At 65.5% G+C, this 12,214-nt stretch carries 8 protein-coding genes; 4 read left to right on the forward strand and 4 right to left on the reverse strand.

All coding sequences use genetic code 11. From position 1 onward, the window contains the following. Positions 1–184: 184 nt before the first annotated feature. Positions 185–1,714: a GH3 auxin-responsive promoter family protein gene (locus tag HHL22_RS20335; RefSeq protein ID WP_317172709.1), complete on the reverse strand. Its 1,530-nt coding sequence runs from the start codon at positions 1,712–1,714 to the stop codon at positions 185–187. A gap of 168 nt (positions 1,715–1,882) precedes the next feature. Then, a complete protein-coding gene (gene lptB / locus HHL22_RS20340; RefSeq protein WP_169533214.1) occupies positions 1,883–2,623 on the reverse strand; it encodes an LPS export ABC transporter ATP-binding protein in 741 nt (246 codons plus the stop codon). Between the two features lie 224 nt (positions 2,624–2,847). On the opposite strand from lptB, the gene HHL22_RS20345 reads away from it, so the two are divergent. Continuing rightward, positions 2,848–7,242, forward strand: a complete 4,395-nt coding sequence (locus HHL22_RS20345; protein ID WP_169533215.1) for a DUF7619 domain-containing protein — start codon at positions 2,848–2,850, stop codon at positions 7,240–7,242. 182 nt (positions 7,243–7,424) lie between these two features. Here HHL22_RS20345 and HHL22_RS20350 read toward each other — a convergent pair whose 3' ends face one another. Continuing rightward, positions 7,425–8,327, reverse strand: a complete 903-nt coding sequence (locus HHL22_RS20350) for a LysR family transcriptional regulator (protein WP_169533216.1) — start codon at positions 8,325–8,327, stop codon at positions 7,425–7,427. A 213-nt stretch (positions 8,328–8,540) separates the two neighbouring features. Between HHL22_RS20350 and hppD the strand changes: the two genes are divergently transcribed. The 3 genes from hppD (at position 8,541) to HHL22_RS20365 (ending at position 11,542) form a co-directional block, all read left to right on the forward strand. After that, on the forward strand, positions 8,541–9,671 hold the full coding sequence (gene hppD / locus HHL22_RS20355; protein WP_169533217.1) for a 4-hydroxyphenylpyruvate dioxygenase: 1,131 nt from the start codon (positions 8,541–8,543) through the stop codon (positions 9,669–9,671). 158 nt (positions 9,672–9,829) lie between these two features. Then, positions 9,830–10,987, forward strand: a complete 1,158-nt coding sequence (locus HHL22_RS20360; protein ID WP_169533218.1) for a homogentisate 1,2-dioxygenase — start codon at positions 9,830–9,832, stop codon at positions 10,985–10,987. A 159-nt stretch (positions 10,988–11,146) separates the two neighbouring features. Further along, positions 11,147–11,542 (forward strand): DoxX family protein, encoded by a 396-nt coding sequence (locus HHL22_RS20365; protein ID WP_169533219.1) that lies wholly within the window; start codon positions 11,147–11,149, stop codon positions 11,540–11,542. Here the strand turns inward: HHL22_RS20365 and HHL22_RS20370 are convergent. After that, positions 11,539–12,156, reverse strand: a complete 618-nt coding sequence (locus tag HHL22_RS20370; RefSeq protein WP_169533220.1) for a hypothetical protein — start codon at positions 12,154–12,156, stop codon at positions 11,539–11,541. The two genes, HHL22_RS20365 and HHL22_RS20370, sit on opposite strands and share 4 nt — an antisense overlap. Between the last annotated feature and the right edge of the window lie 58 nt (positions 12,157–12,214).

Below are 12,214 nucleotides of genomic sequence, written 5' to 3' on the forward strand. Positions count from 1 at the left end.
GTCCGGCCACGCATGTGCGTGGCCGGACGTTTTTGCGTGAGGAACGTGGTAAAATAGGCGGTCATGCTGAGCGCAGTCGAAGCATCTCTACCACGCCGTTGAACAACCCTTAGGGGCGCGGTAGAGATGCTTTGACTGCGCTCAGCATGACCGCCTATTTGCTTGCGCAAGGCTATCTACTCACCTACTCACTTGCTACTTTACCCAGCGCCAGCACTTCCTCCAGCACCTGGCGCGAGTTGCCGAGGCGGGGCACCTTGCGCTGGCCCCCCAGGCGGCCGCGCTGGCGCAGCCAGGCCTCGAAGGTGCCGGGCGGCAGCAGGTGCAAGCGGGGCGGGGCCAGGGCTAGGTCGCGGTGGCGCTTGGCGTCGTAGTCGGAGTTGAGGCGGCGCAGTTCGGCGTCGAGGGCCTGGGCAAAGGCGGCGGGGCTAGGGGGCGGCGGGCCGTTGAACTCCACCGCCCACTCGTGGCCGCCCCGCGAGGCCGCCACGCCCGCCGCGAAGTATACCGGCGCCGCCGTGAAGTCGCGCACCTGCACCCCGGTGGCGCGGGCGGCAAAGGCCACGGCGGCTTCGGCGTTCTCCACCACCACTTCCTCCCCAAAGGCGTTGAGGAAGTGCTTGGTGCGGCCCGTGATGCGCACCCGGTAGGGGCGCACCGAGGTGAAGCGCACCGTATCGCCCACCAGATAGCGCCACAAGCCAGCGTTGGTGCTGACAACCAGCGCGTAGCTAGCGCCCAGCTGCACGGCCTCCAGCGGCACGGCCTGAGGGATGGCAGATTCCAGCTGGTCGAGGGGCAGAAACTCGTAGTAGATGCCGTGGTCGAGCAGCAGCAGCAAGTCGGCGCTGCCGGGCTCGTCTTGCAGGGCAAAGTAGCCCTCCGAGGCGTTGTAGATTTCGAGGTAGCGCAGACTAGGGGCCAGTTCGCCAAACAGCTCCTGGTAGGGCCCGAAGGCCACCGCGCCGTGCAGAAACAGCCCCAGGCGCGGCCACACCTCCTCGAGCTGCGTGGCGCCCCCTAGGGCCAGCACCCGGCGCAGCAGCACCACCATCCAGGTGGGCACGCCGGCCAGCACCCGCACATCCTGGCGCAGTACGTGGCGGGCAATGCGCTCAATCTTGTCTTCCCACTCGTCCAACAAAGCCAGCTCCAGGGGCGGAGTGCGCAGGATTTCGGCCCAGCCCGGCAGGCCCTGCATGATAAGGGCCGACACGTCGCCGGCCCGCGCCCGGCCAGCGAACGGGCTGGGGCCGTGGGTGCCGCCCAGGCTCAGGGTTTTGCCCTGCATGATGCCCAGGGCCGGGTAGTGGTGCAGGGCCAGGGCCAGCATGTCGCGCCCGGCGCGGTAGTGGTTGTGGTGCAGCGCCTCGGGCGTGAGGGGCAGGTACTTGCTGCGGGCGTTGGTGGTGCCGCTGCTGCGGGCCTGCCAGCGCGGCGCCGGGCCGGGCCACAGCACGCCCGGCTGGCCGCGCAGCACCTTTTCCAGTTCGGGGTATAGCTGCTCGTAGGTGCTAATGGGCACGCGCACAGCAAAGGTGGCAGCCCCTAGGCCCGGCGCGTAGCCGTAGCGCCGGCCCCACTCGGTGCCCCGCGCCCGGCCCAGCAGGTAGCGCAGCACCGCCGCCTGGGCGGCCAGCGGCTCGCGCCGCACCCGCTCTACGCGCGGCAAGCTGGTGAGCTGAACAGCAGAGCCGAGAAGCTGACGAAACACGTTTTGGGTTAGAAATTAAAAGTGATGAGTGATGAGTTAAAAAAGGCCGTCATGCTGAGCTTGCCGAAGCATCTCTACCACGCCGTATTGTTCGGTAGAGATGCTTCGGCAAGCTCAGCATGACGGCCTTTTTTAACTCATCACTCATCACTTTTAACTCCTGGCTCCTTACGCGAACACTTTGCGCTTCTTTAGCTCGAAGTCGCGGCCTAGGTACACGCGGCGCACGGTTTCGTCGGCGGCCAGCTCCTCGGCGGTGCCGGCTTTCAGCAGCTTGCCTTCGAAGAGTAGGTAGGCACGGTCCACAATTTCGAGGGTTTTCTGCACGTCGTGGTCGGTGATGAGCACGCCGATGTTCTGAGTTTTGAGCTTGGCCACGATGCCCTGGATTTCCTCGGTCGCGATGGGGTCGACGCCCGCAAAGGGCTCGTCGAGCAGCACAAATTTGGGGCTCACGGCCAGGGCGCGGGCAATTTCGGTGCGCCGCCGCTCGCCGCCGCTCAGCACCTTGCCCAGGTTTTTGCGCACGTGGGTAAGGCTGAACTCTTCGAGCAGCTGCTCTACCTTTTCGCGCTGCGCCGGCTTGGGCATATCCGTCATTTCGAGCACCGAGAGGATATTTTCCTCCACGCTCAAGTCGCGGAACACGCTGGCTTCCTGGGCCAGGTAGCCCACCCCGCGCCGGGCACGCTGGTAAATGGGTAGGCGCGTCACCTCCTCGTCGCCCACGAAGATGCGGCCGGCGTTGGGCTTCACCATGCCCACCATCATGTAGAAGCAGGTGGTTTTGCCCGCCCCATTGGGCCCCAGCAGCCCCACTATCTCGCCCTGCTCCACGGTCACGCTCATGTCGTTGACCACGGTGCGGGCTTTGTATTGCTTGAAGAGGTGCTCGGCGCGAAGAATCATAACTGGCGGCAAAGGTACTAGCTACCGGAAGCTTGCGGCGGCGCAAAAGGTTGCACCCCCTAGGGCCGGGGGTCGGCCGCAGCGGTACTCTGCCAGGAAAAAATAAGCTGGGGCTAAGGCCAGGCTGCTTAGCCCTGAACTAGCTGAAAAAAGCGTGAAGAACAAGTAGCCAACTACGCCGGGCGCCTGCTTTTCTTTGCCTGAAAAACGAAGGCTAACTGCTTATGCGTAAATATTTACTAGTGCTAGTATTGGGGGTGATGGCGCTGACCAGCTGGGGCCAGGTGCCGGACTTTAAGCTAACTAAAACCATCGGTACGCCCGTGTTCGACCCCATGGACGTGACCGTGGACAAGGCCGGCAATATCTACCTGCTCGACGGGCCGGGCATCACCAAGCTGGCGCCCAGCGGCGAGCTGCTGCAAAGCATTGTGCTGAGCCGCACCAGCTTCAACGGCGCGGCGCTGGACGTCGACGATGCGGGCAACCTGTACGTCGGCATCTGGAATTTCGTGCGCAAGTACAGTCCGGCCGGGCAGTTGCTGCTGGAGTTTGGCACCCTAGGCAGCGGGCCGGGGCAGCTGCGCGACGTGGGCGGCCTGGCCGTGGATGGTGCCGGCAACATCTACGTGGCCGACACGGGCAACAACCGCCTGCAAAAATTCGACACCAACGGCAAGTTTTTATTCGACTACCAGGGCGCCGGCCCTAACCAGCTCGATAACCCCAAGGGCGTGACGCTGGCCCCAAACGGCGACATTTACCTGTTTGACCGCAACCTGCTAGTAACCCAGCTGTCGGCCGCTGGCGCCCTGCGGCGCACCATTGCCCTAGGCCCCGTTAGCACGGATGAGGGCACGTCGATTGCAGTGGATGCGGCGGGCAGTATCTACTTAAGCACGTTTCGCGGCGGCGGGGTAACGAAGTACGACGCCAGCGGTAAGAACTTGAAAGCCCTGGAAAGCGGTTACGACTGGAGCGAAAGCACCCACACCGCCATTGCCCTAGACGCGGCCGGCAACGTGTACGCCACCACCTTCGGGCACCACGGCGACAGCCGGCTGCTGAAGTTCGACGCCAGCGGCAAGCGGGTGGAGCGCTGGGGCAACCTCACCTCCTTCGTGCCCGCCGCGATGGATGCGGCCGGCAACTATTACTACGTAGACCAGCGCGACTGGATGGTAAGCAAGTTCAGCCCCACCTACCAGTTGCTAGCCAAGTTCGCGGGCGTGTTCGACGCGACTGCCATGGCTATCGACGTGGCCGGTAATATCTACCTGGCGTCCTGGGGCTCGCCGTTCAGCGTAACCAAGCTGGGGCCCGACGGCCGCGTGCTGGCCACTTACACCAAGTGGGGCACCAACTTGGGCTACAATTCGTCGGGCATTGGGCTGGCCGTGGATGCCCAGGGCACCATGTACGTGCCCGACTTCTACGGCAGCACGGTGCTGCGCATGAACGCGCAGGGCACGCTGCTGCCTTCCCTGGGTAGCCGCGGCACGGGCGCCGGGCAGCTGCTAAACCCGGTGAACGTGGCGGTGGACGCCCACGGCTTCGTGTACGTGGCCGACAACGTGGGCCAGCGGGTGCAGCGCTTTGCGCCCGGCGGGCAGTTTCTGCGCGCCTTCGGGCCGGGCGACAACGGGCGCCTGACCTGGGTGGGCGGCGCGTCGCTGGCCGTGGATGGCAGCGGCACCGTGTACCTGAACTGCAGCCTGGAGCCGGGCATTCAAATTTTTAATGGCATTACGGGCGACCGGACGGCGCTACCCAATTTTCCGAAGGGCGCCCTGGCCGTGGACCGGCAGGCGACGCGCCTGCTGTCAGTTACGGGCGATGTGCTGCACTTTTACAGCGGCAACACCGCGCGCCCCCACAACCTGATTACGGGCAACGTGTATGAGGAGCGCGACGGCAACTGCCGACGCGACGCCACCGACCCCGCCATGCCCGGTATGGTGGTAGCGGCCCAGCCCGGCGACTACTACGGGCTGACGGACGCCAGCGGCAACTACGCCATTGAGGTGGATACGGGCGCCTACCAGGTGGGCCAGCTGCTGCCCAGCCACGAGCCGGGCCGTGCCATCAGCGAGCAGTGCGCCACCAGCCCCATCCTCACCTTCCACACCTACGGCAACACGGCCCTAGGCCCCGATTTTGGCAACCAGGTGAGCCGCGCGCCCTACCTGACGGTGAGCGTGGCCGTGGGCCGGCGGCGGCGCTGCGCCCGCAGCACCACCAGCGTAGCCTATGCCAACAAGGGCTTTGCTACGGCGCCCCAGGCCCAGGCCGTGGTGGCCCTGCCGCCCTACGTGGTGCTGGTGAAAGCCAGCGCGCCCTACACCCGCGATGCGCACGGCAACTACGTGTTTGCCCTCGGCGACCTGGCGGCCGGCCAGTACGGCAGCATCGTGCTGCAAGACTCGGTGGTGTGCGGCGACACCAGCATTCGGGGCCTCACGCTGTGCACCAAGGCCTGGCTAACGCCCCCCAACACCTACCCCGAGCCCGCCGCCTGGAACAAGGCCTCCATGGCCATCAGCAGTACCGTAGAGCCTGGCAACCAAGTGCGGTTTGTGGTGCGCAACCAGGGCCGGGGCGCCACCACCGACAGCCTGGGGCTGCGCCTCTACCAGGATGCCCAGCTGGCTTTGACGCACCGCTACGCCCTAGGGGCTGGCGACAGCCTGGTGCTGCGCGTGCCGGCCACCCGCGCCGCCGTGCGCCTCGAAGCCGACCAGCCCGCCGGCCACCCCCTCCAAGCTCAAACCAGCGCCACCGTGGAGGTGGCCGCCCTGCGTACCAGCTCGGCCCCCACGGCGGCTCTGGCCGCTATGCCGCCCCCCACCGGCGACCCCGAAGTAGCCCAGGACTGCCAGCCGGTGGTAGACTCTTTTGACCCCAACGACAAGCAGGTGCTGCCGGCGGGCGTCACGGCCCAGCACTACACGCCCACCCAGGCACCCCTCAGCTACCAGCTGCGCTTCCAGAACACGGGTACCGCGCCGGCCTACTACGTGTCCCTGGTCGATACGCTATCGGCCGACCTGGACTTGCGTACGCTGCGCCTGGGGGCCAGCTCGCACCCCTACCAGCTGACCGTGACGGGCCAGCACCGGCCGGTGCTCACCTTCACCTTCAGCAACCTGGAGCTACCCGCGCGCGCCGCGGATGAGGCGGGCAGCCAGGGCTTTGTGCAGTTCACCATTCAGCCCAAGGCCGGGCTGGCACCCAAAACGCTGGTAGCCAACTACGCCGACATCTTCTTCGACTATAACCCGCCGGTGCGCACCAATACCACGCTCAACCGCCTCTACGACTTGCCGGCGCAGGTGGTGGAAGCCGTGCGCCTGCCCTACGCGGCGGTAGTAGCCTCGCCGGCGCTCAGGGGCTTTGCGCCGGCGCAGGGCCGCGCCGGCACGCGGGTGGTGCTCAGCGGCGAGCGGTTTGCCCCCGACCCGGCCAGCAACCGAGTGTACTTCAATAGCGTGGCGGCCCCGGTGCTGGCGGCCACGGCCACCACCCTCACCGTGCGGGTGCCCGCCGGCGCCACGCCCGGCCAGGTGCAGGTAGTGACGCCCAACGGCAGCGTGCGCAGCGCCGCCGATTTCCTGGCTTTCGTGCCGCCTACGCTGGCCGCACTCACCCCCGCCGAGGGTGTGCCCGGCGCGGTGGTTACGCTCGCGGGCACCGGTTTTTCGGCTGTGGCCGCCCAAGACTCGGTAGCCTTTGGCGGGGTGGCGGCGGTGGTGCGCCAAGCCACCCCCACGGCGCTGACCGTGGAAGTACCCGCTACCGCCAGCACCGGCCTCGTGACGCTGCGCACCCTAGGGGGCCAGGCCACCAGCGGGCAAGTGTTTCGGGTGTGGTACCCGCCCACGGTCAGCGCCCTGCTGCCCGCCAAAGCCCGCGCCGGCAAGGTGCTCACCCTCAGCGGCACCAACTTCGCGGAGGTAGCCGCGCGCAACGAAGTAAGCCTGGGTGGCGCGGCGGCGCCCGTACTGGCCGCCACCAGCACCCAGTTGCAGCTGCAAGTGCCCGCCTCGGCGGCCAGCGGCGCGCTGGTGCTGCGCACACCCGGCGGCACGGCCACGGTGCCGGGGTTTGTATTCGTGCCAGCCCCCGTCATCACCGATTTTGCCCCCCGCACCGGCAGCATCGGCACGCAGGTAACAGTAACGGGCCAGCACTTCGGAGCCGATGCCCAAGCTGATACCATCTACGTGGGCGGCGTGGCGGCGCGGGTGCTGCGCAGCACCGCCACCGAGGCCTTAGTAGTAGTGCCTAAAGGTGCCCGCACCGGGCCGCTGGCCGTGGCCGGCGCCGGCGGGCGTGGGCAAAGCAGCCAGGAGTTTGCCCTGCTGGCGCTGCCCCCCGCCGAGGCCGTAGCCGTGTATCCCAACCCCACCCACGGCCCGCTGCTGCTCGACTGGCAGCGCGCCGGCTTTGCCGTGCAGGAGGTGTGCGTCTACAACACCCTAGGGGCACTGCTGCTGCGGCAAGACCTGCGCTCCCTGGCCGCCGATACGCTGGCGCTGCCCACCCTGCTGCCCGGCCTCTACCTGGTAGTAGTGCAAACGGCCCTGGGCCCCGTAACCAAGCACGTATCAGTATATTAAGCAAAGTTAGAGGAAAGAAAAATTTAATAAGCCCGTCATGCTCATCTGGCGTCCGCTTGTCGAAGCATCTCTACTGAACGTCACCAGAACGAAACGGTAGAGATGCTTCGACAAGCGGACGCCAGATGAGCATGACGGGCTTATTGAATAGAATTCTTTCGGTTACAAGCAGCCGCCAAGCACTATACCAGTCCCACCAGCGCTTGCAGCAGCGGCCCGGCCTGCCCGGCGCGGTAGGCCACGCACTGCGTAAGCACCACGCCTGCCCCGGCCACGCGCAGGGGCCGCGCCACCACGCCGGGCACCTGGCTGAGGTCAAAAAAGGAGGGCACGAACGCAATGCCGATGCCCAACCGCACCAGGTTGCTGAGCAGCTCTAGCGACGATACCTCCTGGGCAATGGCCCCGCGCCGGCTGAAGCCCGCCCGCTGGCACATCTGCTCGATGTCGTCGTACACCGGGTGCAGCGGGCGGCTGATTTCCACCCATTTCTCGTGCCCTAGGGCTTCCAGGGGCACCTCGGGCAGCGCGGCCAGCGGGTGCGCGCTGGGCAGGGCCACCGCCAGCCCGCCCTGCCCAAACGGCCGGGCCGCCAGCTCGGGGTGCAGCAGCGGCTGCATGGTCAGGCCCAGGTCGAGGCGGCCGGCCACCAGCGCCTCTTGCACCGCCCGAAAGGTGGGCAGCTCGTGTAAGTGAAAATGCACCTCCGGAAAGTGCGTCCGAAACCGCTCGACGATGCCCGCCAGGCGGTCGGGCCGCAGCAGCTGGTAGTAGCCCAGCTCCACGGTTTTGGCCTGCGCCCCGATGCGGCGCACGGCTTCCACGGCGGCGCGGCTCTCGCGCAAAATGCCCTCGGCCGCGGCTAAGAAGACGGTGCCGGCTTCGGTAAGCACCACCCGGCGCTGGCGCTGGCGCTGCTGGTGGTCGAACAGCTCCACGCCCAGCTCGCGCTCCAGCAGCTGAATCTGCTGGCTCAGGGCCGGCTGCGATACGCACAGCCGCGCGGCCGCCCGGCCGAAGTGCCGCTCAGTGGCTACCTCTACAAAGTACCGTAGCTGCCGCAGTTCCATGAGTTGTAAGGCCAAGCTCCGGCTTGGTGAGGCGCCCGCGCCGCGTGGGGGGCGCGTAGCGTTAGTCAACGAAGCACCAAGCTAGAGCTTGGTGTTGCAAACCTAATAAGAAATGCTTATCGGCCTCATCGGAAACTGATATTGGAAAAGCCTTACTAACGCCCGTTAGTTTTACGTACTATTTCTCTCTCCTTGACTGTCCTGCTCTCACCCCAAGCGTATTTTTGAATGGAAATCCTCACCGCCCCCGCGCCCGTTGCTTCCGATACAACCGACTTCCTGCCCTTGCTTGGCACCGACCACCTGGAGTTTTACGTGGGCAACGCCAAGCAGGCGGCCTACTACTACCAGGCGGCATTCGGCTTCGAGCTGCTGGCCTACCTGGGCCCCGAAACCGGCGTGCGCGACCGCGCCAGCTACGTGCTGCGGCAGGGTAAAATCCGGCTGGTGCTCACCACCGCGCTGCGCAGCGACAGTGCCATTGCCGAGCACGTGAAGCAGCACGGCGACGGCGTAAAAATCCTGGCTTTGTGGGTGGATGATGCCTTTGCGAGCTACGAGAAAACCGTGGCCCGCGGCGCCCGCCCCTACCAGGAGCCTAGGGTGCTGACGGATGAGCACGGCGAGGTGCGCACGGCTGGCATCTACACCTACGGCGAAACGGTGCACCTCTTCGTGGAGCGCCAGAACTACCGCGGCGTTTTCCTGCCTGGCTACGTGGCCCGCCAAAGCAGCTTCAACCCTGGCCCGGTGGGCTTGCAGTACGTAGACCACTGCGTGGGCAACGTGGGCTGGAACCGCATGAACGAAACCGTGCAGTGGTACCAGGACGTGATGGGCTTCCGCAACATCCTAAGCTTCGACGACAAGCAGATTACTACCGAGTACTCGGCCCTGATGAGCAAGGTAATGAGCAACGGCAACGGCTTCGTAAAATTCCCCATCAACGAGCCGGCCGAAGGCAAGAAGAAGTCGCAGATTGAAGAGTACCTGACCTTCTACGAGGGCGAGGGCGTGCAGCACATTGCGGTGGCTACCAACGACATTATTAGCACGGTGCGCCAGATGAAAGCGCGCGGTGTGGAGTTTCTGACGACACCGGGTAGCTACTACGACAACCTGCCCAACCACGTGGGCGCCATCGACGAGGACGTGCAGGCCCTGCGCGAGCTGGGCATCATGGCCGACCGCGACGAGGAAGGTTACCTGCTCCAGATTTTCACCAAGCCCGTGGAGGACCGCCCCACGGTATTCTTTGAAATCATCCAGCGCAAGGGCGCCAAAAGCTTCGGCGCCGGCAACTTCAAGGCCTTGTTCGAGAGCATCGAGCGCGAGCAGGCGCTACGGGGAAATTTGTAATCCACCAGTTGGAAAAGAACGTCATGCTGAGCTTGCCGAAGCATCTCTCCCACGTAACTAACCCCAAATGTTGAGTTTACTTGCGCGGGAGAGATGCTTCGGCAAGCTCAGCATGACGTGCTATTGTAGTTCATTCTATTCCCACCCAACTCCACGCTATGCCCATCTACCACAAGCTTGGCCAGCTGCCGCCTACGCGCCACACGCAGTTTGAGAAGCCAGGCGGCGGGCTCTACTACGAGCAGTTGTTCGGCACCATCGGCTTCGAGGGCATGTCGTCGCTCATGTACCACCTGCGGCGGCCCACGACGGTGAAGGAGATACTGGGCGAAACCGACCTGACGCCCAAAATCGCGGTCGAGAAAAGCATTAAGGCGCGGCTGCTCAAGGGCTTCGCGGTGCCACCCCAGGACGACTACTTGGCCGCCCGCACGCCGGTGCTGGTGAACGGCGACGTGCACATCTCGCTGGCCGCCCCCCGGCAGTCGCTCACGGCCTACTTCTACAAAAACGCCGACGCCGACGAGCTGCTGTTCGTCCACCGCGGCACCGGCACGCTGCGCACGCAGCTGGGCAACATTGCGTTCGAACCGGGCGACTACCTGCTGGTGCCTAGGGGGGTGATTTACCAGCTGGCCTTCGACCAGGCAGACAACCGCCTGCTCATCGCCGAGTCGTTCCACCCCGTGCACACCCCTAGGCGCTACCGCAACCACTTCGGCCAGCTGCTGGAGCACGCGCCCTACTCGGAGCGCGACTACAAGCTGCCCACCGAGCTGGAAACCCACGACGAAACTGGCGACTTTATCTTGAAAATCAAGAAGCAGGGCGTGCTGCACGAGCTGCTCTACCCTAGCCACCCCTTCGACGTGGTGGGCTGGGACGGGTACAACTACCCCTACGGTATGAACATCCGCGACTTCCAGCCCATTACCGGCAAGGTGCACCAGCCGCCGCCCGTGCACCAGCACTTCGAAACCAAGGCTTTCGTAGTGTGCTCGTTCGTGCCCCGGCTGTTCGACTACCACGAGCGGGCCATTCCCGCGCCCTACCACCACTCCAACATCGACTCGGACGAGGTGATTTACTACGTAGACGGCGACTTCATGTCGCGCAACAACATCGAGCAGGGCCACCTCACGCTGCATCCCGGTGGTATTCCGCACGGCCCCGCGCCGGGCGCTTACGAGCGCAGCATCGGCAAGAAAGGCACCGACGAGTGGGCCGTGATGATTGACACCTTCCGCCCCCTTATGCTGACCGAAGCGGCCCTAGGGCTCGACGACGGCCAGTACTATAAATCGTGGCTGGAGTAGCGGCGGCAGCAAGCAAAGAAAAAGAACGTCATGCTTATCTGGCGTCCGCCTGTCGAAGCATCTCTACCGCGTAAGTAATCCTACCATTTGAGGTTAATTACGTGGGAGAGATGCTTCGACAGGCGGACGCCAGATAAGCATGACGTTCTTGTGGGATACATGCATTCTCAAAAGCTCACTTGGCCGCTGGTAGCGCTGGCCCTGCTCTTTGCGGCGGCGGGCACGCTGCACTTTCTCAAGCCCGAAACCTACCTGCGCATTATGCCGCCGGCCCTGCCCGCGCCCCGGCTGCTGGTGGCATTGAGCGGCGCGGCCGAGGTGGCGGGGGGGCTAGGGCTGCTGTGGCCCGCCACGCGGCAGCTGGCGCGCTGGGGCCTGCTAGCTCTGCTGCTTGCCGTGTTTCCGGCCAATGTGTACATGCTGCAACTTCACGAGCAGCTAGGCATACCGCTGTGGGCGCTGTGGGCCCGGCTGCCGCTGCAGCCGCTCCTGATGTGGTGGGTGTGGCGGGCGGCGCGGCCTAGGGGGCGCCGGGTAGCCAGCACGCAAGACTAGCGGCAGGTGCTGGCCTCGGCGCCGTAGGCCGCCAAGTCGAGCAGCTGCTGCTGCACCGTGGCCTGCCACCGGGTTACCGAGCCGCCGATGGAGTCGGCGGCCACTTCCGCATCGAAGCGATTGTTGCAAGTGGTTTTGGCCACCAGCAACTCCGCGATACGCCCGTGCAGCTCGGCCGTGAAGGGGTAGCGCCCGGCGCGGTAGTAGCTGGCTACCAGCGCCCGAATCTGGCGGGCGTACAGCTCGTTGATGTCAAAATGCACCTGCTCGTGGGCTAGCGTCAGGCGGTTGGCGAAGCTGGCCGAGTCGCGCACCCACGAGTGGCTAGGGTCTAGGTACGACGCCACCTGGAAAGTGCCCCGGCCTCGGGCATCGGCGCAGGGCAGCACCGCAATGCCCGTTGCCACGCACGCCCCCAGGGCCCGCTCGCCGGCGCGGGTTTGCACGGGGCAGGTGCGGGCCCGAAAATCGCCCCAGCGTAAGGGGCGCTGGGCCTGCCAGTAGACCATGCCCCGCACCTCGGCCTGGGCGGCCCGGCTGGCGTGCGGCGGCCCGCCACCCAGCGTGCCCAGCCCGGCCACAAGCAGCAGGCGCGCCAAGAGAGACAAGAACATAGCGAAGGGGCCGCAGCGGATGGGAAAGCAGCCGCTAAAGTAGCCGCCGCCCAGCCGC

Source organism: Hymenobacter polaris (assembly GCF_012927305.1).
Classification (GTDB): domain Bacteria; phylum Bacteroidota; class Bacteroidia; order Cytophagales; family Hymenobacteraceae; genus Hymenobacter; species Hymenobacter polaris.